Source organism: Streptomyces sp. B15, assembly GCF_018070605.1.
GTDB lineage: Bacteria > Actinomycetota > Actinomycetes > Streptomycetales > Streptomycetaceae > Streptomyces > Streptomyces smyrnaeus.
Genome location: NZ_JAGPXJ010000018.1, coordinates 76,664 through 101,103, shown reverse-complemented (window position 1 = coordinate 101,103; position 24,440 = coordinate 76,664). Strand labels below are relative to the sequence as shown.

Sequence of the window (24,440 nt, the reverse complement as noted above, 5' to 3'; positions counted from 1 at the left end):
GGGCCGTACTGTTCGACCAGCCCGTGTGCGGCCAGGCCCAGCAGGTGCTTGAGCACGGTGCGCTCCTGGTAACCCACCTCGGCGGCCAACTCCTCGACCGCGGTCCCGGCCGCGCCCGCCGCTCGCACCCGCTCCCAGGTACGGCCCGCGCTCTGTCCGAGCCCTCCGTCGCGGGCGGGTGTCCGGAAGAGCTCACTCACCGCCTCCGGGGTGGACACTGCGGCCGGTGCGCTCTCCGGCGCCGCGGTTGACGCCCCAGTTGGCGGCGCGGTCTCGGTCTCGGTCTTGGGCGCGGGCGCGGGCGCGGGTGCCGGTCGAGGTGCGGGCGCGGTCTCGGGCGCGGGCGCCTCGGCGCGGGCAGCCGGTGCTCCGCCGGCTGCCGCGGGGTCCGTCGCCGTCGGGCCGGTTGCCGTCAGGCCGGACGCCGCGGGGCTGGTCACCGTCGCCCGGGTGGCCGTCGCCCGGGTGGCCCTCGCCGGTGCGGCGGAACCGACCGGGCGAGGGGTGCGGTTGACCGTGCGGTGCTTGCGTCCCTTCTGCCGCTTGCTCATCGCGCGCCCGCCTCTCCGTGGTGCTGCGGTGTCGCCAGGAACGGAAGGGGGTGTCGTTGTGCAGTGATCATGTGGGGGTTAACGAACGACCCGGCTCCGCGTCGATCCGCCGATCGGGGTCAGCCGGGACCGGCAGGCCGTCGGTGTCGGAGTTGGCGCCGCCGTCCGGGTTGTCGTCCGGGCCGCCGTCCGGGTCACGGCAGCAGGCCGTGCCGCCGGGCTGCCGCCACCGCGTGGTGGCGGCTGTGGACGCCCAGCTTGCGGGTGGCGCTGCGCAGATACGCCTTGACCGTCTCCGGCTCCAGGCCCAGGTACTGGGCGGCCTCCGCGTTGGTGCACCCGAGCGCGACGTACGAGAGGACGTCGAGCTCGCGCGGGGAGAGGCGCGGGCGGTCCTCGGTCCGGTCGGCGTGCGGGCCGGCGCCGGAGTCGCCCCCCTGCGGGCCGGTGTCGCCTCCGTCGCCCTCGATCCCGGCGCGCAGGAACCGGTCGCAGGCGTGCCGCAGCCTGTCCCGCAGCTTTGTGTCCTCGATCTGCTGGGCGATGCCGCGCAGTTCGGCGTGCAGGTCCCGCAGCGCGTCGAGGCCGGGCGCCGGGGGTTGGGCGGGCGGCGCCTCGACGGCGGTCTCCAGCAGCCGGACGCGCCGGTCGACCTCCTGGCGGACGGCGATCTCACCGGCCAGCCGCCGCGCGGCGTCCATCAGCGCGGCGGTGGCGCGGTCCCCCAGCGGCGTGGTGTCGCGGGTGGCGGCGTAGAGCACGCCCCGCACCCCGCCCTGCACGGTGACCGGTGCGGCCACGATCGCGCGTATGCCCTCCCGCCGCACGGGGCTGTCGTAGTCGTGGGTGATCGTCGTGGCCGGTACGTAGTCGTTGACCGCGTAGGGGCGCTGATGTGCGAGGACGTAGCCGCCCAGCCCTCGGCCGGGCACCACGCGCAGACCGCGCATGGAGTCGGTGAGGGTGCCGGTGAACTCCGTCAGCCGCAGGGCACCGTCGGCCACCTCGCCGCCGAAGACCGTACGCACACCTGTGCGTTGCCGCGCCAGTCGCAGGGCGTGGCGGAACGCGTCGGCATCGTCGGGCCGCAGCGGGGACCGGGGGAAGGGCACCGGGCCGCCCGGGGAGTGGGAACGGGTACGGGAACGGTCGGGTGAAGGCAACCTCGACTCCTCCGCTGCACAACAGTGGTCAGTTCGACGGGGTGGCCGGGCGCGGGCCGGGCCCGGAACCGGGCGCGGCCCGATCGGCCACGGACTCGGTCCTGGTCCCGGTTCCGGGGTCGGACGCGGCTCCGGTGGGTGTCGTCAGGCCCAGCAGTTCGATCGACTTCTCACGGATCTCGACCTTGCGCACCTTGCCGGTGACGGTCATCGGGAACGCGTCGACCGTGTGCACATAGCGCGGGATCTTGTAATGGGCGAGCTTGCCCCTGCAGAACTCGCGCACGCCGTCCGCCGTGAGTGGTGCCGCACCCTCCCGCATCCGTATCCACGCCATCAGTTCCTCACCGTAGCGCTCGTCGGGCACCCCGACGACCTGCGCGTCGAGGATGTGGGGGTGGGTGTACAGGAACTCCTCGATCTCCCTCGGATAGATGTTCTCCCCGCCCCGGATGACCACATCCTTGATCCGGCCGGTGACCTTGACGTACCCGTCGTCGTCCATCACCGCCAGGTCCCCCGTGTGCATCCAGCGCGCCGCGTCGATGGCCTGGGCGGTGGCCTCGGGCTGTTCCCAGTAGCCGAGCATCACCGAGTAGCCGCGGGTGCACAGCTCGCCGGGCTCCCCGCGCGGCAGGCACCGGCCGGTGGCCGGGTCGACGACCTTGACCTCCAGGTGCGGCCCGACCCGGCCCACGGTCGAGACCCGCCGCTCGATCGTGTCGTCGGCGCGGGTCTGGGTGGAGACGGGCGAGGTCTCCGTCATGCCGTAGCAGATCGACACCTCGGCCATCCCCATCCGCTCGATGACCTGCTTCATCACCTCGACCGGGCACGGGGATCCGGCCATGATGCCGGTCCGCAGGCTGGTGAGGTCGTAGGAGTCGAAGTCGGGTTCGGCCAGCTCGGCGATGAACATCGTCGGCACCCCGTACAGCGAGGTGCAGCGCTCCTCCTGCACCGCGCGCAGCGCCGCCTGCGGCTCGAAGGCGGGGGAGGGGATGACCATGCAGGCGCCGTGGCTGGTGGCCGCCAGGTTGCCCATTACCATGCCGAAGCAGTGGTAGAAGGGCACCGGCAGGCAGATGCGGTCCGCCTCCGTGTAGCGGCACAGCTCACCGACGAAGAAGCCGTTGTTGAGGATGTTGTGGTGCGAGAGGGTGGCGCCTTTGGGGAAACCCGTGGTGCCGGACGTGTACTGCAGGTTGACGGGGTCGTCGGCGGAGAGCGTGGCGGCGATACCGTCCAGCACGGCGCGGGCCCGCGCGGGGTCCTGCGCCCGGCCCGACTCCAGCAGCCTGTCCCACTCCTCCTCCGGCCCCCGCGGGGAGGTCTCCCCGGTTCCCCCCGCGCCGATCAGCACCACCTCGGACAGCGCCGGGCACTCGCCGCGCATCTGCCGGATCATCGCCGCGTAGTCGGAGCCCTTGTGGCTGCGGGCGGCCACCAGCATGCGGACGCCCGCCTGGCCGAGGACGTACGCCAGTTCGTGTGCCCGGTAGGCGGGGTTGATGTTGACCAGGATCGCGCCCAGCTTCGCGGTCGCGTACTGGACCAGCGTCCACTCGGGGCAGTTGGGAGCCCAGATGCCCACCCGGTCGCCTTTGCGGATGCCCCGCGCGTGCAGACCCACGGCGACGGCTTCGACGTCGGCGGCGAACTCCCGGTAGCTCCAGCGTCGCCCGGCCTCCACGTCGACCAGGGCGTCCCGGTCACCGTGGACGGCGACGGTCCGGTCCAGGTTCTCCCCGATGGTGTCGCCCAGCAGCGGGGTCGTCGAAACCCCTGAGGCGTAGCTGCGCTCGGCGGTGTGCGCACCGCGCGGTGCGGATGCGGACATGAGCGACCTCCACAGGCTCCGTCGGGTGTCGTGCGTCACACATACCTGCCGTACGGACCGGCCCGCTACCCCTTGTCGGGGGTAGCGGTCACCCGCCGGGAGCGTGCCGGGCGCCGGCAGGGTCCGCCGCCGTGACGCCGGGCGGCGCGCAACAGTTGGCACAGCCATGAAGATCGTGGTGACCACCCCCACCGGCCATGTCGGCTCACGCGTCGTCCACCTGCTGCTCCAGGCCGGAGTGCGCCCCACCCTGCTGGCTCGCGATCCGGCCCGGCTGGCGGCGGAGGTGCGCGAGCGTGCCGATGTCGTCCGCTGCGACCAGGGCGACGGGGACGCGGTCGTACGGGCCACTCGGGGCGCCGAGGCGCTGTTCTGGGTCGACCCGCCGACCGCCGACGACGATCCGGTGGCGGGGTACGCCAGGATGGGTGCGAACGCGGCGCGGGCCGTGCGCGAGAACGGCATCGGGCGCACCGTCTTCCTCAGCAGTACCGGCGCCGAGCTGCGGTCGGGGGCGGGGGAGATCGACGGGCTCGGCCGTACGGAGGAGTTGCTGGAGGCGACCGGAGCGGCGGTGCTCCATCTGCGCTGCGGCTTCTTCTACAGCAACCTGTGGAGCGAGGTGGACGCGCTGCGCCACGAGGGCTTGCTGCGTACGACCCTGCCGCTGGACCATCCGATGCCCTGGGTCGATCCGCGCGACATCGGCGATGTGGCCGCCGCCCGGCTGCTGTCGGACGCCTGGACGGGGCAGCGGGTGCAGGCCGTGCACGGTCCCGAGGATCTGACCTACGCGCAGGCGGCCGCGATTCTCACTGATGCGCTCGGCCGCCCGGTGCGGGCCGAGCGCATCAGCGACGACGAACTGCGCGCGACGCTGCGGGCGGCGGGGCTGTCGGACAAGCAGGTGGAGGGCTTCGTGGGGATGTCGGTGTGGATGCGGGACGGCTTCCGGCCCGCGGACGCCCGGACGCTGCTGACCACCACGCCCACCACGCTGGGCTCCTGGGCCTGGGAGCGGCTGCGCCCCCTGCTGTGACCGGGGCGGCTCGCACGCCGATCGGGTGAATCCCGGCCCCCGCCCCTGGCAGTCCGGGGACCGGGAGCGCCGCTGCTGTCCTTTGCCGCCATCCCGTCCGGTCGCATCGTGCGGAAATATCGGCAAATGGGAGAATCACCACGACAGGGCGTCGGCTCTGGGTAGGCGTCGGACGGATACGGACGAGGAGAGCTGGGTGGGCGGCCCCGCGGATGGACTGGGCAGAGTGCCGTACGTGGCGCCGCCACTGCTGCTGCTCTCGGGTGTGGCTGCGGGCGTGTTCTCCCCGAAGCCGTACTACGGGCTGCCGTTGCTGGCCTGTACCTCGATGGTGGCGGGCATGAGCTACTCCTTCCGGTCCACCGCGCTGTTCGCCTTCGTGGCGAGCGTGGCGGCGGGCGCGGCCGGGTACGCGGGGCGCGAGGGGGCGGCGCTGCTGATCGATGTCATCGCGGTGCTGGTCGTCAGCCTGGTGGGGCTGTGGATCAAATGGCTCGTCGACCGGCAGGGCCGCAATCTGGCCGTCGCGCTGACCGTCGCGGAGGCGGCGCAGCGTGCCGTCCTGCCCGCGCCGCCCACCGACATCGGGCCGCTGAAGGTCGCGGACCGCTATGTGGCGGCGCAGATCGGAGCCGCGATCGGCGGCGATCTGTACGCGCTCCAGGAGTCGCCGTTCGGCATCCGCGCGATGATCGGCGATGTGCGCGGCAAGGGGCTGCCCGCCGTCTCGGCCGTCTCGGTCGCCGTCGGTGCCTTCCGGGAGGCGGCCGAACACGCGCCGTCCCTGCACGACCTGGCCGACCGGCTCGATCGCGCGCTCGACCGGGAGGGTGAGCGGCGCAGGGACACGGCGGACGACATCGAGGGGTTCGTCACCGCGCTGCTCGTCCAGATCCCGGTCGCCGGCGACACGGTCACCGTGCTCAACCGGGGCCATCCGCCGCCCTATCTCCTGCACGAGGGCAACGTCGTCTGCCTGGAGCCGACCCACCCCGAACTGCCGCTGTCGACCGGGCTCGGCTCCCCGAACGGAGAGCCGGTCGAGGAGATCTTCCCGTTCGCGCCGGACGACTCGCTGGTCCTGGTCACCGACGGGGTCACCGAGGCCCGCAACGCCGAGGGCACCTTCTTCGACGTGGAGCGCGGGCTCGGCGGGTTGGCGTGCGGCCCGGGTGCGCTGGCGGACGCGCTGGTGGAGGCCGTCACCGAGTGGACGGGGGGCCAGCGGCAGGACGACATGGCGGTGCTCGTGCTCACCCGGGGCCGCTGAGCGGTTCCGCGGTGGGCCGTCCGCCGGGTGAGGGCCGGTCAGCCGTCGATGATGTCCGATGTCTTGACCGTGGACAGACAGTGGTTAAAGTCTAGACCAATCGGATGACCCCCCACCGGGACCGGCCCCGGCGTGCGCTCCGGCGTGCCGGTCCTGCCGCCGAAGGAGTTGACATGCACAAAAAGAGGAAGCTGGCCGCGCTCATCGGTGCCGGACTCTCCCCCTTGCTCGTCCTCGGCCTGTCGGTGACCCCCGCCAGTGCCCACGGCTACATCAGCGACCCGGCCAGCCGGCAGGCCCAGTGCGCCGCCGGAGTCGTCGAATGCGGTTCGATCAAGTACGAGCCGCAGAGCGTCGAAGGCCCCAAGGGCCTCCAGGACTGCGCCGGCGGCCACGACGAGTGGGCCGAGCTGCGCGACGACAACCACGGCTGGAACGTGGCGAACGTCGGCAAGTCGGCGACCTTCAACTGGACGCTGACGGCCGCACACCGCACCACCACCTGGCAGTACTACATCGACGGCCAGAAGATCGCCGAGTTCGACCAGGGCGGGCAGCAGCCGCCGTCGCAGCTGTCGCACGACGTCGACTTCGGCGACTTCTCCGGACGGCAGACCGTGCTGGCGGTGTGGAACGTCGCGGACACCGCCAACGCGTTCTACGCGTGCGTCGATGTGAACATCGGCTGACCCCGCCCTGCACAGGCCACCCCCTCACCGCCGCACGGCGGTGAGGGGGTGGCCTGTGCCGAGCGGCCGCCGCGGGCGTGGCACCGCCGCGCGCGTACATCGGCCCTAGAGCCCGTACAGCCGCCTGGCCGTGCCGCCCGCGATCATCTCTGTCACCCTGTCCGCGTCGCCGCGGGACCACTCGCCCCGCTCCACCCACTGCCGCGTCAGGCCGGTGATCGCCTCGCGGAAGAGGCGGGCACCGACCAGATAGAGCTCCGGGACGCCGTAGGCGTCGGTGGAGAAGAGGAGTTTGCCGAACGGGGTGAGTTCCAGCAGTTCCGCCAGCACTAGGCCGGCACGGGCCCCGGTGTGGGTCAGGGTGAGGCCGAAGTCGGCGTACACATGGGGGAAGACGGCGGCCAGATAGCCCGCGCCGCGGTGGTAGGGATAGCAGTGCAGCAGGATCAGCGGAGCTCCGTAGGGGGCCGTCGCGCGGATGAAGTCGGTCAGCAGCAGCGGGTCGCAGCGATCCAGGCGCAGGTCCGGGTCGCCGAAGCCGGTGTGCAGCTGCAGCGGCAGCCCCGTGCGTACGGCCGACCACAGCAGATGCCGCTCCAGTACCGGGTCGGAGAGCTTGCCGCCCTGCACCCGGGAGGCCAGCCAGCGGTCGGCCGCCGCGTAGATCGCCGAGGTGCCGGGCGGTACGGGGTCCAGGTCCAGGCCGCAGCGGTAGGCGACCACCGACTTGAAACCGCGCGCTGTACGGGCCGCTTCGCGTACGGCGTCGGAGAGCTCGGCCAGGAAGGTGTGGGTGTCCCGTGCGGTGTCGGCCGCCCGTTCGGCCAGCCGTTCGAGGCGGACGATCTCGTGCGCTTCGGCGGCTGCCGTCTCGGCCAGTTCGCCGGGGGTGAGCAGCGGGCCGGGCAGCCCGGTGTCCACGAGGAAGGCGGAGATGCCCGCGGAGCGCAGCAGCCTGCCCGTCACCTCGGCGGTGCCCAGCTGGGCGCGCCGCTCCAGATAGTCGCCCGGCGCACAGTGCGGCTCCAGGCCGAGCACGGGGGCACACCATCGCCGTACGGCGAACCCCAGCTGGGTGTCGAAGTAGCTGAACGCGGGGCCGGTGTCCCCGGGAGCGGAGCCCGGCGAGGGAGCGGGGCGCTGCGGCACATGGGCCTCGGTCAGATACCCCTCGAACGCGACCGGGTCGGGTCCGGCCCTGAGCACTCCATGGCAGTGCTGGTCGACCAGTGGCGGGAATGTCGGTGTGGATGCGGGCATTCAGTACCTCCCCCGGGTCGCGGCAGCGATCTCCCGATCGCTCGCCCCCTCGAACAGCTCGATCTCACCCGCCCGCACCGCGCGGATCGCATCGAACAGCGGTTCGCCCAGGGCCGCGCGCAGCACCGGGGAAGCCTCGAACCGTGCCAGCGCGTGGGCGAGCGAGCCGGGCAGCGGATCGGGCCCGGGGTCGCTGTGCGCCGGATCGCCCGCGACGGGCGCGGGCAACCGGGCACCGGCCCCCTCGGTGCCGGCCGGCTCACCGAGGCCGGCCAGCCCCGCCGCGATGACGCCACCCACCAGCAGATACGGATTGGCCGCCGAGTCCACACACTTGACCTCGGCGTTCGCGCCGTCGGCGGTGGCGCCGCGGCCCGCCGCGATGAAGCGGAGCGCCGCCTCCCGGTTCTCCAGCCCCCAGCAGTGGAAGGCACCTGCCCAACGGGAGGGCCGCAGCCGCAGATAGCTGGCGGGGGAGGGGGCGCCCAGCGCGAGCAGCGCGGGCAGTTCCCGCAGCACCCCGGCCAGGAACGCCTCGCACTCCGGCGTCATACCGAACGGCCCCTCGCCGCCCGCGCACAGGTTGCGTCCCTCCCGCCACAGGCTCAGATGCAGATGCCCTCCGCTGCCCACCCCGCCCGGGTCGACCACCGGCGCGAACGAGGCCGTCAGCCCATGCCGCAGCGAGACCGCGCGCACGGTCTCCCGTACCAGTACCGCCAGGTCGGCCGCGCCCACCGGGTCGGACGGCGCGACCGACACCTCGAACTGCCCGGCCGCGTACTCGGGGTGGATCTGCAGCACCTCGACGCCCTGCGCGGTCAGCGCCGCGAGGATGTCGCGCAGATAGTCCGAGGTCTCCACCAGCCGGGTCATGCCGTACGCCGGACCGGACGTCGGGTACTCCGGCGCGTCGGTGTCCCCGACGGCCGACAGCGGGCCGCGTGCGGCCACCCATTCGGTCTCGAACCCCATCCGCAGCTCGACACCGTGCTCGGCCCGCGCCCGCTCGACCATCCGCCGTGCGAAACCGCGCTGGCAGGCGGCGTACGCGGTGCCGTCCTGCTCGTAGCGGTCCACCGGTGCCCACGCCCAGCCGGGCTGTGCCGCCAGCGCCGTCAGCCGGTCCAGGTCCGGCACCAGCCGCAGATCCCCGTCCGGGCCGCCGATGTACTCACCGGCGGTCATCGAGTCGTCGACGAGATAGACGTCGAAGCACGGGGACATACCGACCCCCGAGCCGACGGCCTGCGGCAGCCGGTCGACCGGTACGGCCTTTACACGGGTGAGCCCCGCGTTGTCCACCCAGGTGAGCGCGGTACCGTGCACCCCGGCGTGGGCCAGTCGCGCCGCCGCCGCACGGGCCCGCTCCTGGTCGGGTCCGGGTTCCCGCTCCGGCCGGTGCCCGTGGTGCTCCGTCGTCTGCGCTGTCGTCCGCGTCGCGGGGCCCGCCCCGGATGCCGGCGTCCGCCGTGTGGTTCCCATGCACGAGGCGTTTACTCCCCCTTCGCGATCAGGGCAAGGCGGCGTGCGACGGGGTGACCGATCCGGTACGGAAACCGTCCCGGTCCGCCGCCGGGACCGCCCCGATCGGCCCCGTGGTGCGCCGCGGGATGTGCCAACGGCAAGAAGCCTGGGTACGACGTGCCTGACTGCGGGGCTAGTTGGGCAGGTACCCCAATGAGGCCACATCGGAGCGGGGAGGGAAACTTGGAAGGTGGCGAGACCAATGCGGCTACGGTACGGGAGCAGCGGTATGCGCATCACTGACGTCACTGGCGGTGAACCGGCCGCCAGAGACGCTGTGCAGAACGGTTCGATGGATGGAGGTGGTGCGTCTCCGGCCGTGCCCCGGATGGTGCTGGGGATCCGGCTGCGGAGGCTGCGCGAGGCGCAGTACATATCCCGCCGGGAGGCCGCGGAGGCCATCCGGGTCACCCATCAGCGGATCCGGGACCTGGAGCAGGGCCGCACCGGCTGCGCCCTGCGGGACGTCGCGGACCTGCTCACCATCTACGGCGTCACGGACGAGAGCGAACGCGCGGTACTGACCGCGCTGGCCGAGCAGGCCAACACGCCCGGCTGGTGGCAGTCCTTCCAAGGCGCCGTCCCCCGCTGGCTGCACACCTATCTGGGCCTGGAGCAGGCGGCCAGCGTCATCCGCACCTACGAGGTGCAGTTCGTCCCCGGCCTCCTGCAGACCGGGGAGTACGCGCGCGCCGTGATCGAACTGCTCCACGACGAGGAGCCCGAGGCGGGCATCCAGCGGCGGGTGGACCTGCGGATGCGGCGCCAGCAGATCCTCTACGGGCCGCGCGCCCCGCACGTATGGGCCGTCATCGACGAGGCCGCGCTGCGCCGCCCCGTCGGCGGGGCGGCCACCATGCGGGCCCAGCTGCGGCATCTGAGCGCGATGAGTGAACTGCCGCATGTGACGGTGCAGATCATGCCCTTCAGCGCGGGCGGGCACGCGGCAGCGGGCGGCCCCGTCACGCTGCTGCGGCTGCCGGAGAGCGAGCTGCCCGACATCGTGTATCTGGAGCAGCTGCACAGCGCCACCTACCTCGAGGACGACGCCGACATCGAGGCGTACCGCCGCGTCACCGACCGGTTGGTGACCCGTTCGATGCCGCCGTCCCAGACCCGGGAGATGCTCCGGCAGATCGCCGACGAGCTGCCCGACGCCGAGGCCGCCGAGCCCGCCGAGGCCGCTGAGCCCGCCGAGCCGCTGGCGGGGCGCTTCTCCCGCTCCTAGCCGCCCGGGTTCCCGGCCCGCACGTGCAAGGCCCGGATTCCGCGGCCCGGCTTCCGGCAGGAGGCCCGCCCCGCCCTGCGGATCAGCCCGCGTCGGGTACGCGTTCGAAGACGGCAGCCAGCCCCTGGCCGCCGCCGATGCACATCGTCTCCAGGCCGAAGCGGGCGCCACCGCGCCGCATCTCGTGGGCCAGCGTGGCCAGGATGCGCGCGCCCGTCGCGCCCACCGGGTGGCCCAGCGAGATGCCGGAGCCGTTGACGTTGATCCGCTGCTCGTGGTCCCGCTCGGTCAGGCCGAGGGCCCGGGTGCAGGCGAGGACCTGCGCGGCGAACGCCTCGTTCAGCTCGATGAGGTCCAGGTCCGCCAGTTCGAGCCCGGCCTTGGCGAGGGCGTCCCGGGTCGCCTGCACCGGGCCGAGGCCCATCGTCCGTGCGGGTACGCCCGCCCGGGCGAAGGAGACCAGCCGCACCAGCGGTCGCAGCCCCAGCCGCTCGGCGGTCGCTGCGCTGGTGACCAGGCAGCCGGCGGCCGCGTCGTTCTGGCCGCTGGCGTTGCCGGCGGTCACGGTGGCCTCCGGGTCCTCCTTGAGCCGGACGGGGCGCAGCCCGGCGAGCTGTTCGGCGGTGGTCTCCGGACGGGGGTGCTCGTCCGTGTCGACCCGCGTGTCGCCCTTGCGGCTCCGTACGGTCACCGCGACCGTCTCCGCCTCGAACCTGCCCTCGGCCAGCGCCCGTGCGGCCCGCTGCTGGGAGCGGAGCGCCAGCGCGTCCTGGTCCGCGCGGCTGACGGAGAACTCCCGGCGCAGGTTCTCGGCGGTCTCGATCATCCCGCCGGGTACCGGATGGTTCTCGCCGCCCGCGGTGACTCGGCCGCGGGCCAGGGAGTCGTGCAGCGTCAGGCCGGGTCCCTTGATGCCCCAGCGGCCCTCGTGGGTGTAGTACGGAGCAGCGCTCATCACCTCGGCGCCGCCCGCGATGACGACCTCGCTGAACCCGGCCCGTATCTGCATCGCGGCATCCAGCACCGCCTGCAGGCCGGAACCGCAGCGCCGGTCGATCTGGGTGCCCGTCACCGACTCGGGCAATCCCGCGTCCAGGGCGGCCACCCGTCCCAGGGCGGGCGCCTCCGAGGTGGGGTAGGCGTGGCCGAGGATCACCTCGTCCACCCGTGCCGGGTCGATGCCCGTACGTGACACGATCTCGGAGATCACCAGCGCGGCCAGCGCCTGCGGGCGCTGCCCGGCCAGCGCGCCGCCGAACCGGCCGATAGGAGTGCGCACGGGTGCGCAGATGACGATGTCGGCGCTGCCGGGGCTGTCGGACATGGGAAGCCTTCCTGGTTCTCCGGGACGGGACGGGCTGCCGGTCACTCGGTCCCCCCTCGGGGGTCCGGCGCCGGGGGTGAGGGGGCGGGCAGCACCTCCCGCGCCACGTCCAGCACGCTGCGCAGCGCGGCCGACGGGTTGTCCGCGCGCCATGCGAGTGCCGAACGCAGCACCACGGGCGGCCCGGCCAACGGGCGGTAGACCAGGCCCGTCTGCTGGATGTGGGTGCAGGAGGTGAGCGTGAGGGTGACGCCGACACCCATCGCCACCAGCGCCAGGATGGTGTACGAGTCCGGTGCCTCCTGTACGACACGGGGGATGTGCCCGGCGCGCTCGCAGGTCCTGAAGGTCACATCGCGCAGGCTGGAGCCGGCGTCGGCGGGGAAGCTGACGAACGGCTCGCCCGCCAGGTCCGCGACGTCCACCCGCTCCTGGCGGGCCAGCGGATGATCGGAGGCGAGCGCGCAGATCAGCTCCTCCTCGGCGATCACGCGGGTCTCCACTCCCGGCCGGGTCACCGGCAGCCGTACGAAGCCGAGATCGAGGGAGCCCTCGGCGACCCGGGCGAGGGCCCGGTTGGCGTAGTTCTGGCCCTGCATCACCAGCTCGATGCCGGGGTGTGCGGTGCGGACCGCACGCGTCAGCAGGGGCAGTGAGGTGTGGCTGGAGGCCCCCGCGAAGCCCACGCTGACCCGCCCGAACTCGCCCCGCCCCGCGGCCTTGGCGACCCGGGTGGCGGCGTCCAGGTCGGCCAGCACCTTGCGGACCGGGGCCAGGAAGGACTCGCCCGCGCCGGTGAGCCGCACCGAACGGGTGCTGCGCTCGAACAGCTGCACCCCCAGCTCCTTCTCCAGTTGGCGGATCTGCTGGCTGAGCGGCGGCTGGGCCATGTGCAGCCGCTTGGCGGCCCGGCCGAAGTGCAGTTCCTCCGCCACGGCGACGAACGCGGCGAGGTAGCGCAGCTCCACGGTGGGCTCACTTCCGAGAGGGGCGGCCCGAGAAGGCCACTGATCTGTTGCTCGTCTCAAAAAGACTCTAATTTGGTATTGGACGCAGATCAATGGTCGCTGACAGCGTGGAACCGCGCGGACTTGAGGAGAGGGAGCCCTACATGCGGATCAGGGTGGTCGGAGCCGGCACCATGGGCCGTGGCATCGCTCAGTGGGCCGTCACGGCCGGGCACACGGTGGAACTCGCCGACGCACGGCCCGAGGCGGTGGCCGAAGCGGTCTCCTTCGTACGCGCCATGCTGGAGCGGGCGGTGGAGAAGGGCAGGACGAGCCGCGCCGAGGCCGACCGCGCGACGGCCGCCCTGCTGGCACTCGACTCGCCGTACGCCACCGCCGGGGACGGGGCGGCCCCCGAGTTGGTGATCGAGGCGGTGCTGGAGGACCTGGAGGTCAAGGCCGAGCTGTTCACCGGCCTGGAGCGGGTGCTGCCCGCCTCGACCGCCTTCGCGACCAACACCTCCTCGCTGTCCGTCACCCGGATCGGCGCCCGGCTCGCCGATCCCGGACGGCTGGCCGGGCTGCACTTCTTCAACCCCGTCCCCCTGATGCGGCTCGTCGAGGTGGTGCCCGGCGCCGCCACCCGCGAGAGTCTGGTCGAACTGCTGGTCGCCCTGGTGGCGGACTCGGGACACCGCCCGGTCACGGTGGCCGACACCCCCGGCTTCCTCGTCAACCACGCCGGGCGCGGACTGGTGACCGAGGCGTTCGCCCTGCTGGAGGAGTCCGTCGCGGGGCACCCGGCGATCGACCGCATCGCCCGCGACGTGCTCGGGCTCCGGATGGGCCCGTTCGAACTGATGGACCTGACGGGGCTCGATGTGACGGCCTCCGTGATGGACACCGTCTGGGACGGCTTCCGGCACGCGGACCGGCTGCGCCCCTCCTATCTGCCGGCCAACCGGGTCGCGGCCGGGCTGTACGGACGCAAGTCCCGACGGGGTTTCTACGCGTACGGCGACGGCGAGGCGGGGCCCTCGCTGCCCGAACCCCGCATCGAGGGCGGGGACGCCGAGCGGGCCGTCCGGGTCACCGGCAGCGAACTGGCCGGCCTCGCCACATCCGGTGCCACGCCGGACGACGCCCTGGTCCTGGTACCGACCTGGGGCACCTCGGTCGCCGCCGCGGTGGCCGACGAAGGGCTGCCCGCTGAGCGCACCCTGGGGGTAGACCCGCTGTCGTTGGGCACCCCGCGCCGGGTGCTGGCGGTGACCCCGGCCACGCGTGACGACGCCGTACGCGACGCCGTCGCCGTTCTCGCCCGGGACGGCCACCCGGTCACCGTCGTCCGGGACACCGCCGGCTCGGTCGCGCAGCGGCTGCTGGCCTCCGTGGTGAACGTCGCCACCGGGATCGCCGAGCGCGGTATCGCCGCGCCCGACGACATCGACACCGCCGTCACCCTGGGCCTGGGCTATCCGCGAGGCCCGCTGGCCTGGGCGGACACCGTGGGCTCCGCCCGGATCCTCGCCCTGCTGCGGGCCCTCGCCCAGGAGACCGGCGACTCCCGCTACCGCCCCACCCCCTGGCTCACCCATCGAGCCGGTCTGGGCCTCCCGCTGAGCACGCCCATGGCGAGCCTGCCGGAATGAGACCCGGCCCCCCTTTCTTCCGCCCCCTCAGGAGAGTTGGAGCCACATGGATCACCGGGACTTCGGGCTGAGCGAGACGCAGCGGGACATGCGCGGCATGGCGCGCGACTTCGTGGAGCGGGAGGTGATACCGCACGCCAGGGAGTGGGACCGCGAGGAGGCGGTGGACCCCGCGATCCCCAGGCGGCTGGGGGAACTGGGCTTCCTCGGCCTGACCCTGCCGGAGGAGTACGGCGGGGTACCGGTCGACATGCTGTCCTACGCGGTGGTCACCGAAGAGCTCGGCCGTGGCGACTCGTCGGTGCGCGGCATCGTCTCCGTCTCACTCGGCCTCGTGGCCAAGACGATCGCCGCGCACGGCACCGGGGAACAGAAGCAGCAATGGCTGCCACGGCTCGCCGCCGGTACGGCCCTCGGCTGCTTCGGGCTGACCGAGCCGGAGACCGGCTCCGACGCGGGCTCGCTGCGCACCCGCGCCCGCCGGGACGGCGGGGCGGAGTCCGGGGACTGGATCATCGACGGCGCCAAGATGTTCATCACCAACGGCACCGTCGCCGACGTGGCCCTCACCTTCGCCCGCACCGGCGAGGACGGCATCACCGCCTTCCTCGTACCGACCGACACACCGGGCTTCACCGCGACGGAGATCCACGGCAAGCTCGGCCTGCGCGGTCAGGCCACCGCCGAACTCACCTACGACGGCGTGCGGGTGCCCGACTCCGCACGCCTCGGTGAGGTCGGCAAGGGGCTCGGCATCGCGCTGGGTGCGCTCTCCCGGGGCCGGATCTCGGTGGCGGCCGGTTCGGTGGGGCTCGCGCAGGGCGCGCTGGACGCGGCCGTGCGCCACGCCACCGAGCGCGAGCAGTTCGGCAAGCCCGTCGCCTCCTTCCAACTGGTGCAGGAGCTGCTGGCCGAGTCGGAGGTGGACATCCGCGCCGCCCGGCTGCTCACCTACCAGGTCGCGCGGATGGCGGACGCGGGCGCCACGCCGAGGCAGTACGCCACCGAGGCCTCGATCGCCAAGTACCACGCCAGTGAGACGGCCGTGAAGGTCAGCAACAACTGCCTGCAGACCTTCGGCGGCTACGGCTTCATCGACGAGTACCCGGCGGGCAAGTACCTGCGCGACGCCCGTGTGCTCACGCTCTACGAGGGCACGAGCCAGGTGCAGAAGCTGATCATCGGCAGGGCGCTGACCGGGGTCGACGCCCTGACGTGACCGCAGGGGGCGGGCCGTTCACCGGTTGGGCGGCGACTCGTCGGCGAAGATACGGGTGACGAGCTCGCCGTCCCGGGTGAGATGGCCGGTCAGCATGCCCTCGCTGCTGTGCGGTGCGTCGAAGGTGCCGTCGCGGTCCAGCGCGATGACGCCGCCGTCGCCGCCCAGCTTCGGCAGCCGCCGGATCAGCACCTCGTACGCGGCCGAAGCGACGTCCTTGCGCTCGAACTCCATCAGGGCGGAGATCGTCGCGGTGGCGGCCCCGCGGATGAACACCTCCCCCTGCCCGGTGGCGCTGGCGGCGACCGTGCTGTTCTTCGCGTACGTCCCGGCCCCGATCACGGGCGAGTCACCGACGCGCCCCGCCATCTTGTCGGTGAGCCCGCCGGTGGAGGTGGCGGCGGCCAGGTTCCGCTTCTTGTCCCTGGCCACCGCGCCCACCGTGCCCTTGGTGACGTCCTTCACGGACTTGTCGCCCTTGGCCTCCATCAGCTGGTCCCAGCGCCGCTGGGTCCAGAAGTAGTCCTGCGTCACCGGCTTGAGGCCCTGCTGGGCGGCGAAGTCGTCGGCGCCCTGCCCCGCGAGCAGCACATGCCGGGTCTCCTTCATGACCAGCCGGGCCGCGGTGACCGGGTTGCGTACGTGCTTCACGCCGGCGACCGCACCGGCCTTCATGTCCGAGCCGCGCATGATCGAGGCGTCCAACTCGTGGCCGGCGTCGGCGGTGAAGACCGCGCCCTTGCCCGCGTTGAACAGCGGGTCGTCCTCCAGGACGCGTACCGCCTTCTCCACGGCCTCGGTGCTGCTGCCACCCGCGTCCAGCACCCGGCCTCCGGCGCGCAGCGCGCGCCGGAGGCCGTCCCGGTACGCCTTCTCCTTCTGCGGACTCGTCTCCTCCCGCTTCAGCGCGGTCCCGGCGCCACCGTGCACGGCGAGCACCACGTCGCGCGCGTCCGGCTTCGCCCTCCCGGCGGGCGCGGGCGCGGCGGCTGCCGCGGGGGAGCCGGCGGAGGCGTCACCAGGGCCACTCGGCGATCCGCCACCGTCCCGGGGCACGGCGACGAGTACCGCCGCGAGCGTGGTCGCCCCCACCAGCGCCGCGAACACCCGTGCTCCGCGGCGAGGGAGTGGACCCGAGCGCGGACGTGGACTTGAGCGTGTACGTGAACCTGAGCGTGGACGTAGCCGTATCCGAGCACGCATGCCCATCCCTTCCTCGGTCCGTGACCTGGGAACGCGCGCACCCTACTGCTCGGCACCCCGTTCGCTGTAGAGGGCCTCGATCTCGTCCGCGTACGCCTCGGCCACGGCCTGGCGCTTCACCTTCAGCGAGGGGGTCAGCAGCCCGTTGTCCTCGGTGAACTCACCGTCGACGATGCGGAACCGGCGGATGGACTCGGCACTGGAGACGGCTTCGTTCGCATGGTCGACGGCCCGCTGCACACAGGCGACCATCCCGGGGTCCTCGCGCAGCTCGGCGAGCGGGGTGCCGAGGGGCCGCTTGCGCACCTGGAGCCAGTGCGCCACCGCCTCCGGATCCAGGGTGATGAGAGCCGCCACGTAGCGGCGGCCGTCGCCGACGACCATGCACTGCGCGACCGGTGGACGGCTGCGCAGCCGGTCCTCCAGCGGCGCCGGGGAGACGTTCTTGCCGCCGCTGGTGATGAGGATGTCCTTCTTGCGGCCGACGATGGTCAGATACCCGTCCTCGTCCAGCGTCCCGAGGTCTCCGGTGGCGAACCAGCCGTCGGTCAGCACCTCGGCACTCTCCTGAGGCCGGTTCCAGTACGAGCCGAAGACGATGCCGCCCTTGATCAGGACCTCGCCGTCGTCCGCGATGCGCACGGCCGTGCCGGGTATCGGGCGGCCGACGGTGCCGGGGCGCGGGTCGAGCGGTGGGGTGACCGTGGCGGCGGCCGATGTCTCGGTGAGCCCGTAGCCCTCGTAGATGACCACGCCGGCCGCGTGGAAGAACAGGCTGAGGCGGCGGTCGAGCGGTGAGCCGCCGCTGATGGCGTAGCGCAGCCTGCCGCCCAGCTCCTTGCGGACGCGGCGGTAGACCAGCAGGTCGTACAGGCCCCAGGCCAGATACAGGCCCGGCGAGGGGCCCTTGCCGGTGCCGAGGAACTTGTGCAGATACGCCTCACCGAAGCGCACCGCGATCCGGTCGGCGCGGTCGAAGGAGGAGCCGCGCCCCAGCTTCTCCGCCGTCTCCCGGCCGGTGTCGTGGATCTTCTCGAAGAGATAGGGCACACCGACGACGAACGTCGGCCGGTAGGAGCGCAGTTCGGGCCGCAGCTCGGCCGGTTTGATGCTGGGGCAGTGCCCGAACTCGATCCGGGCGAACAGACAGGCGATCTGGATGGTGCGGCCGAGGATGTGCGCGAGAGGCAGGAAGAGCAGGGTGGACGCCGTCTGACCGGTGACCTCTTTGAAGACCGGGTGCAGCAACTCCACGGTGTTGGCGGCCTCGGCGTGCAGATTGCCGTGGCTGAGCACACAGCCCTTGGGCTTTCCGGTGGTGCCGGAGGTGTAGCAGAGGGTGGCGACGGTGTCGGGGCCGAGGGCCGAACGGCGCTCGGTGATCTCCTCGTTGGATATCCGCCGCCCCTCCTCGGCGAGTTGGTCCAGCGCGGGACGACTGCCGGTGGACGGGTCGATCTGCCACAGCCGTGGCCGCCTCGGCTGCGCCGCCAGCGCGGGCTCGGCCGTGGCGGCGTGCTCGGCCGTCTCCACGAACAGGAAGGCGGCCTGCGAGTCGCGCAGGATCCACTCGACCTGTTCGGTGGAGGAGGTGGCATAGATGGGCACCGTCTGGCCGCCGGCCGCCCAGACGGCGAAGTCCAGCACGCACCACTCGTAGCGCGTACGACACATCAGCCCGACCCTGGCCCCGGGCTCCAGCCCGGCCGCGACCAGCCCCTTCGCGGTTTGGCCGACCTCCCGGGCGAAGCCGGCGGCGGACACCGGAATCCACTCGTTGCCGACCTTGCGGCGCACGACGATCGCCTCGGGTGCTTCGGTGGCGTTGGTGAAGGGAAGATCGGCGAGGCTTCCGGAGGTGGCGGGCGGGACCAGCGGGTCGGCACGGGCCTCGCGTACCGTGCCGCCCTCCTTGACCACCTTCACCGGGCCGCGGCTCGCCGACTCGCCACGGCGTTTCGCTGTCCTGAGGTCCTTCCAGACGCCCATCTTTCGGCTCCTGTTCGCGGGTGCGGGTGTGGTGCCTGGGGTGGTGCGCTTGGTGACGGGAGAGTCAACTTACTCACGCGTAAGGAGAAATCAATGCCCCCGACGCAAACCGCCCCGCGAACCGCCGCCGACGACGCGGACCGGCGCGGGACGACAGTGGCGGTGCGGCCGCCGCTGGTTGACGCGTGCGGACGCGGACCGATGCGGGCCGACAGGGCGGATGTGTGCCGGTCGGGGCCGCGGCGCCAGCCGACGCGGCGGATGTGTACGGACACGGCCGAGGCGTGCCGACGCCGACGGATGTGCCGACGCAAGCCGAGCGGGACGGCGCGAGCGGTGCGGTCGCCACCGTTGGTGCGGGGCGACGCGGCCGTACGGCCGCCGCGGCTGCTCAGCGGTCGATGAAGAACTCCCTCGCATTGCGCGGGCACAGACAAGAATTGCCGTCCATTTCGGCGGCTGCGAAGAAATCAAGAAATGGCTGTTGCAAGACCGGTTACCCGCCCGTAGCGTTCGTTTTCACCGGGGCGCCGCCATTCCGTCGGCGTCATGGCTCGCGAGTCATATCCCTGGCCGCTTTCCGCGGCCCAGACCCCGTGGCCCGGCCCGTGTCGGCCACGGGGTCCGCTCATGCGCGTAAGTGCGTTCCTCGACATTCAGGAGTTGATATGAGACGCACGCTGTCCGCATCCCCGCGCTCCAAAGCCGCGCGCCGCGCCGGTGTGGCCGTCGCCGCCGCGCTCGGCTGTGTGGCCCCCGCCCTGGCCGCCGGTACCGCGCACGCGGAATCCGGTGCCGCCGCACCCGTCCAGCTCGACTACCCGCTCAGCGGCACCACCCACCTCTCCGGCACCGACAGCGATCTGACGCTGGGCCCCGGGACCCTGAAGACCTCGACCGACATGACCACCGGCGCTCTGACCGCGCGTACCCAACTCCCGGACGCACCGGGCTCGTTCAGGGCGCTCGGCATCCCCGTCACGGTCACCACGGAGTTCATCGAGGAGGAGCCGACCACCGGGACCCTCGACGTGCGAACCGGCGCCGTCAGCACCACCTCGCATCTGACGCTGCGGCTGAAGAATCTCAAGATCGGCGGTATCCCCACCCCGGTCGGGCCGTACTGCAAGACGAAGACTCCGGCCGTCATCGACCTCGACTCCGAGCCCGGCTTCAACGTCTTCAAGGGCGGCAAGCTGAGCGGGACCTACACCATCCCGAAGTTCGAGCACTGTCTGCTGGCCACCCCGGTCATCAACAGCATGGTGCCGGGGGAGGGCAACACCCTCACCCTCACGCTCGGCCAGGCGGCCCCGCCCGCGGAGCCGGCCGACTCCTGAGGCGGACGGCCGATCCCGGCGGCCCGTCAGTCCCCCTCGTGCCCCCTGGGCAGCTCAGGCTCCCGGCCCTTCGTATGCGCGCCGGCCGGGGGCCGCACGCCCGCCCGGCCCCGCAGATGCAGTGCCCGCAGTGCCAGCTCGGTGGCGAACCGCTGGTCGGGATCGCCGAGTTGGGCACCCAGTACGCGCTTGAGCGCCCGCATCCGGTAGCGCACCGTCTGCGGGTGCAGATGCAGCACCTGTGCCATCTGGGCCGCCGTCCCCCGGGTCGTCAGCCAGGTACGTAACGTGTCGACCAGCCGCTCCCGCTGCCCCGGTGTCAGTCCGGACAGCGGGGCCAGCTGCCGTACGGCCAGCCGCTCGGCCAGCGCGGGATCACCCGTCAGCCATAAGGTGACCAGGTGCTCCTCGCAGCGGGTGAGCGGCGCTTCGGGAAGGACGCCCGACTCCACGAGGGAGAGCGTCTGCCGGGCCCAGCGCAGCGAGTCGGCGGCGCTGCCCAGCCCGACCGTCACGCCGAGCACCGCGCGGCGGCCGTCCAGCGCGGACTCCAGCCGGGCGGCCCGCGGCTCGTCCACCTCGCCCGGTACCAGCAGGTGCGGCCGCTGGTCGCCCAGGTCGGTCAGGATGTCCTCGTCGAGCCGGCCCGGTAGCCGTAACCCGTTCCGGCCGGCGTCCGGGGCCAGCGCCACCAGGGTCACCTGCTCCGGAATCCGCCAGCCGACGCGCCCGGCCAACTCGGTGAGCGGCGAAGGGGGCGAGGGCTCGGGACCCGGCGATGTGCCGGCCCGGTTCGCCGCGCCCCGGACGCGGTCCGCGGTGACCACGTCGCTCACTCCGGCCAGGATCAGCCGCAGCAGCCGGCCCCGCTGCGACTCCCATGCGTCGTCACCGCCGCCCCTGGCCGCCACATAGCCCTCGCGGCACAGCGACTCGATCACGTCCGTGTAGGCGAACACCGCGTCCGCGAAGGCGACGATCAAGGAGGCGGGCAGGTTGTAGCGGGTGCCGACGGTGGTCGCGCGGCGCAGCCCCACCCGGGCGCCGACGCGCAGCGCCGACTGGAGGCAGTGCAGCCCCCGGCCCTCGTGGGCCTCGAACTGGCCGAGCCTGCGGCACAGTTGGTCGCGCTCTGCCGTGGGAGCGGCGGGGTCGGCGACCAGCTCGACGAAGCTGGTGAGGTTCTGGCGCACACAGTGCAGCAGAACCGTCCGGTAGGAGCCTTCGAGCAGCGGCCGGTACTCGGGTACCGCGTGTCCGATCTCGTGCACCATCTCCTCTGCCACTGCGGGGAGTTCGGGCCACATCACGGCCGCCAGTTCCTGGGGGAGCGGCCCCGGCGGCTGGGTTCTGGCCCGGGAAGCTGCTGCTGTCTGCACCATGGACGTACCTTCCGCTGTCGGCCTCGGAGCAGGGCGAAAGCCAACCGGCCAAGGTGGGGGACGAGTCCGGTGTGCGCGCGGCCGGTGCGGCCGGGCGGGCTCCGACGGAACGCGTACTGCCTTCCTCAGCCGCGCGGGGCGTCACCCGGGCCGGCGGGGGGTACGGCATCGGCGCTCGCGCACCGCAGACCATAGACCAGCCGACGCGTGGGCGCAGCCCCTGCGGAACGCGGAAGGTTGGGGGGTGCACGCGGGAGTCACCACGCTGCCACCGTGCTGTGCGCACGTCATCCCGTGCGGTAGGGGACGCGCACCCGGTGATGAACCAGGCCCCCGCAACAGCGCTCCGATGCTCTCTTGTTGACAAGAAAAGCACCCGAGCGGAAACGCCGAACCGCATCTTGAACCGGGGTATTGCACCGCCGCGTTACCAGTGCGTAACGTCCGTTCTGCCAGCTGCTCGACAAGGGCATACGGAAATGGCGGGCGCAGCGTCACGTGCGATGAGCAACGGCTGTGCCGAGAATGTCGCCCCGGTGCGGAGTACAGCTCTTCAGGATCCCAAATCCAACGGAGGGAATGTCACGTGCGCAAATTCACCAGACGAGCCGCGGTTGCGGCCGTCGCCGCAACCGCCGCTCTCGGCTTCTCGGCCGCGTCCGCCACCGCCACGTCCGCCGCGACGTGGACGGTGACCCCCGGCGGGTCGTTCTCGGCGAACGCCGCCAACCCCACCCTGTCCGTGCCCAACGCCGACCTCTTCTGCGACTCGTCCGACGCCTCGGGCACCCTGAAGACAGGCTCCGGCAACGCGGGCGCCGGACTCGGCACCATCAACACCCTGACGTTCTCGGGCTGCTCCCTCGCGGGTATCAGCTTCGACGTCACCGTCTCCAGCCCGCTGAGCATCAACGCCGAATCCGTCGACCCCGCCAACCCCGACCGGGTCGTCGGCTCCATCTCCGGCATCACCGCAACCATCTCCGACCCCGACGGACTGTGCACGGCTTCCTTCGCCGGGCCCGGCGGTGGCGACGCCACGGTGACCGGCTACTTCGACAACACGACGCACCAGCTGGTGATCAACGGCGGCAACCTCGAAGCCACCGAGGCCAACTGTCTCGGCCTGATCAACACGGGCGACGCCGCGACCTTCAACGCCGCCTACGACACCGACCCGGCCCAGACCATCACCGCCGACTGACGACACCGGCCGCTCGCCGCACCCGTCCCGCCGACGCGTTCCCCCCCGGCGGGCGGGTGCGGCCCCCCTCTGAGGAGCACAGTGAAACCCAGCGCGACAACCCGCCGGCGCACCGCGCGGGGCTCCGCCGTGGGCGTGCTCGCACTGGTGGCCGGAGTACTGCCCGGTGCCGGGTCCCAGGCGCAGGAACAGCAGGCCCGGCTCGCCGTCGCCTACGACTGCGCGTCCCCCTCCGGCACACGGTCGGGAACGTGGCGGCTGGAGGCCGAGGTGTCCGGCAGGTTCCCCAGGGCCGCCGCCTCGGGCGAGCCCGTCAGGATCGGCCGGGTCTCCGCCGAGGTCGACATCCCGCACCAGCAGCTGGCCGAACTGCTCCCCGAGCGCACCGAGTCCGTCACCTCCGAGGCCGCGCTCACGGTGCGGGTCGCGCAGGCGAACAGCCGGGCCGACGCACGCTGGGACGGGTTGGAGTCTCCCGCCACACCGGTGCCCGGGAGCGGAGACCTCTCCCTCTCCCATCGCGGCGAGGTACCGCCCGTCACGGTCGCCGACGACGGGGAGCTCACCTTCACGGCCGGCCCGCTCGCGCTCGACCTCACCCCCGAGGTCCCGCCCGCCGAGGAGCCCGCCACGCTGCCCGCTCCGGCCCCCGTCGCCGTCGAGTGCCGGCCCGCCGACGGGCAGGATCTGCGACTGGCCACGGTGCGGATCAGTGGCGCGGACGACGGACCCGGTGCCTCGGAGTCGGCGACACCCTCCCAGTCGCCCGGCCCGGCGAAGTCCGGTGAGCGGTCCGACGAGGAGGAGGGGGCCGCCCGGCGGGACGCGGACATCGACGTCGGTGCCGCCGAGCTGCCGCCCGCGAAGCCGTGCAACAAGGAGCGGCCCACGAGCGAGCTGGACCGCTCGAAGCTGCCGGAGCCGCCACCCGGCATTCCCGTGCGGGTGAGTCCGATCGGAGGAATCCATTGGTGTGCCGTACCGGTGGCTGTCTCCAATGTGCTCAAGCTCAAGGGCGGCATGGTCATCAACGACCCACGGGACGGCGCCACCACGGCGAATCTGCTCATCCAGAAGGAGTGGGCGGTGGGCCCCGGCTACAACCAGCTGCGCCATCTGGGCGAGCTGGATCTGCCGGACGCCACCGCGACCTTCCTCGATTTCGACTTCATGCCGGTCACCGCCAAGGTCGAGTTCATCAGTTCACCGATGACCATCGTCACCGTGCAGCGCGGATCCTCCGCGCCGAACTACGCGACCATCTATATGGACCAGACCCTGCGGATGCACGAGGTGACGGTCAACGGCGTACCGCTGGACGTCGGTCCCGACTGCCGCACCTCCCGGCCCATCGAGCTCGTGTTCAAGGGCGTGCAGCCGGAGTACGAGGTGCTCAAGGGCGGCATCCTGCGGGCGAAGTACGCCATCCCGCCCTTCACCGGCTGCGGAACCGGCGGCGAGGACCTCGACCCGCTCTTCACCGCGAGCATCTCCGGCGGCGGCAACTACCTCAAGCTCGTCCAGGGAGCGCCTTGCTTGATGCGGCCCAACAACCTGGGGTGCATCGCCCCGCCCAAGGTTCCGGAGCTGCCGAAGTGACGCCGCGGACAACA

The 24,440-nt window shown here is 72.4% G+C and carries 19 protein-coding genes; 9 read left to right on the top strand and 10 right to left on the bottom strand.

Features of this window, described 5'->3' with window-relative positions; genetic code table 11:
• From KBY19_RS11535 to KBY19_RS11525, 3 genes are all read right to left on the bottom strand, one after another.
• Positions 1–551: hypothetical protein (locus tag KBY19_RS11535; RefSeq protein ID WP_210965702.1), on the bottom strand; the 551-nt coding region annotated here is incomplete at its 3' end.
• Between the two features lie 194 nt (positions 552–745).
• Positions 746–1,714, bottom strand: a complete 969-nt coding sequence (locus KBY19_RS11530; protein WP_247690870.1) for a LuxR C-terminal-related transcriptional regulator — start codon at positions 1,712–1,714, stop codon at positions 746–748.
• 28 nt (positions 1,715–1,742) lie between these two features.
• Positions 1,743–3,554, bottom strand: coding sequence for an AMP-binding protein (locus KBY19_RS11525; protein ID WP_210955091.1), 1,812 nt, complete (start codon positions 3,552–3,554; stop codon positions 1,743–1,745).
• A gap of 166 nt (positions 3,555–3,720) precedes the next feature.
• Here KBY19_RS11525 and KBY19_RS11520 point away from each other — a divergent pair, with 166 nt between their 5' ends.
• The 3 genes from KBY19_RS11520 to KBY19_RS11510 all read left to right on the top strand — a co-directional run bounded on the left by KBY19_RS11520 (position 3,721) and on the right by KBY19_RS11510 (position 6,552).
• On the top strand, positions 3,721–4,593 hold the full coding sequence (locus tag KBY19_RS11520; protein ID WP_210955090.1) for an NAD(P)H-binding protein: 873 nt from the start codon (positions 3,721–3,723) through the stop codon (positions 4,591–4,593).
• A 196-nt stretch (positions 4,594–4,789) separates the two neighbouring features.
• Positions 4,790–5,863: a PP2C family protein-serine/threonine phosphatase gene (locus KBY19_RS11515; RefSeq protein WP_099885397.1), complete on the top strand. Its 1,074-nt coding sequence runs from the start codon at positions 4,790–4,792 to the stop codon at positions 5,861–5,863.
• Positions 5,864–6,036: 173 nt separating this feature from the next.
• Positions 6,037–6,552: a lytic polysaccharide monooxygenase auxiliary activity family 9 protein gene (locus KBY19_RS11510; RefSeq protein WP_099885398.1), complete on the top strand. Its 516-nt coding sequence runs from the start codon at positions 6,037–6,039 to the stop codon at positions 6,550–6,552.
• A gap of 105 nt (positions 6,553–6,657) precedes the next feature.
• On the opposite strand, the gene KBY19_RS11505 is transcribed toward KBY19_RS11510, so the two are convergent.
• Together KBY19_RS11505 and KBY19_RS11500 are read right to left on the bottom strand one after the other, a co-directional pair.
• Positions 6,658–7,812, bottom strand: a complete 1,155-nt coding sequence (locus KBY19_RS11505; RefSeq protein ID WP_185018611.1) for an amidohydrolase family protein — start codon at positions 7,810–7,812, stop codon at positions 6,658–6,660.
• Positions 7,813–9,141 carry a glutamine synthetase family protein gene (locus tag KBY19_RS11500; protein ID WP_307842276.1) on the bottom strand — a complete coding sequence of 443 codons (1,329 nt, stop codon included), beginning with the start codon at positions 9,139–9,141 and terminating at the stop codon, positions 7,813–7,815.
• A gap of 490 nt (positions 9,142–9,631) precedes the next feature.
• On the opposite strand from KBY19_RS11500, the gene KBY19_RS11495 reads away from it, so the two are divergent.
• Positions 9,632–10,567, top strand: a complete 936-nt coding sequence (locus KBY19_RS11495) for a helix-turn-helix transcriptional regulator (RefSeq protein ID WP_247690869.1) — start codon at positions 9,632–9,634, stop codon at positions 10,565–10,567.
• Positions 10,568–10,649: 82 nt separating this feature from the next.
• Here the strand turns inward: KBY19_RS11495 and KBY19_RS11490 are convergent, their stop codons facing one another.
• Positions 10,650–11,891, bottom strand: coding sequence for an acetyl-CoA C-acetyltransferase (locus tag KBY19_RS11490; RefSeq protein WP_099885401.1), 1,242 nt, complete (start codon positions 11,889–11,891; stop codon positions 10,650–10,652).
• Between the two features lie 41 nt (positions 11,892–11,932).
• Positions 11,933–12,859 (bottom strand): LysR family transcriptional regulator, encoded by a 927-nt coding sequence (locus KBY19_RS11485; RefSeq protein WP_099885402.1) that lies wholly within the window; start codon positions 12,857–12,859, stop codon positions 11,933–11,935.
• A gap of 143 nt (positions 12,860–13,002) precedes the next feature.
• On the opposite strand from KBY19_RS11485, the gene KBY19_RS11480 reads away from it, so the two are divergent.
• Both KBY19_RS11480 and KBY19_RS11475 read left to right on the top strand, forming a co-directional pair.
• A complete protein-coding gene (locus KBY19_RS11480) occupies positions 13,003–14,490 on the top strand; it encodes a 3-hydroxyacyl-CoA dehydrogenase (RefSeq protein WP_210965701.1) in 1,488 nt (495 codons plus the stop codon).
• A 46-nt stretch (positions 14,491–14,536) separates the two neighbouring features.
• A complete protein-coding gene (locus tag KBY19_RS11475) occupies positions 14,537–15,709 on the top strand; it encodes an acyl-CoA dehydrogenase family protein (RefSeq protein ID WP_210955086.1) in 1,173 nt (390 codons plus the stop codon).
• Positions 15,710–15,727: 18 nt separating this feature from the next.
• Here the strand turns inward: KBY19_RS11475 and KBY19_RS11470 are convergent, their stop codons facing one another.
• Together KBY19_RS11470 and KBY19_RS11465 are read right to left on the bottom strand one after the other, a co-directional pair.
• Complete coding sequence (locus tag KBY19_RS11470; protein ID WP_307843491.1) at positions 15,728–16,816, bottom strand: isoaspartyl peptidase/L-asparaginase; 1,089 nt, start codon at positions 16,814–16,816, stop codon at positions 15,728–15,730.
• 138 nt (positions 16,817–16,954) lie between these two features.
• The gene (locus KBY19_RS11465) at positions 16,955–18,901 is read right to left on the bottom strand and encodes a long-chain fatty acid--CoA ligase (protein WP_210965699.1); all 1,947 of its coding nucleotides are present in this window, start codon (positions 18,899–18,901) and stop codon (positions 16,955–16,957) included.
• A gap of 668 nt (positions 18,902–19,569) precedes the next feature.
• Here KBY19_RS11465 and KBY19_RS11460 point away from each other — a divergent pair.
• Entirely contained in the window at positions 19,570–20,241 is a 672-nt protein-coding gene (locus KBY19_RS11460) for a hypothetical protein (RefSeq protein WP_185018618.1), read from the top strand.
• A gap of 26 nt (positions 20,242–20,267) precedes the next feature.
• On the opposite strand, the gene KBY19_RS11455 is transcribed toward KBY19_RS11460, so the two are convergent.
• Positions 20,268–21,623, bottom strand: coding sequence for a CdaR family transcriptional regulator (locus KBY19_RS11455; RefSeq protein ID WP_185018619.1), 1,356 nt, complete (start codon positions 21,621–21,623; stop codon positions 20,268–20,270).
• A gap of 586 nt (positions 21,624–22,209) precedes the next feature.
• Between KBY19_RS11455 and KBY19_RS11450 the strand changes: the two genes are divergently transcribed.
• Both KBY19_RS11450 and KBY19_RS11445 read left to right on the top strand, forming a co-directional pair.
• Positions 22,210–22,827, top strand: coding sequence for a hypothetical protein (locus KBY19_RS11450; protein ID WP_099885407.1), 618 nt, complete (start codon positions 22,210–22,212; stop codon positions 22,825–22,827).
• Between the two features lie 81 nt (positions 22,828–22,908).
• Positions 22,909–24,426 carry a DUF6801 domain-containing protein gene (locus KBY19_RS11445; RefSeq protein ID WP_210965698.1) on the top strand — a complete coding sequence of 506 codons (1,518 nt, stop codon included), beginning with the start codon at positions 22,909–22,911 and terminating at the stop codon, positions 24,424–24,426.
• Positions 24,427–24,440 lie beyond the last annotated feature (14 nt).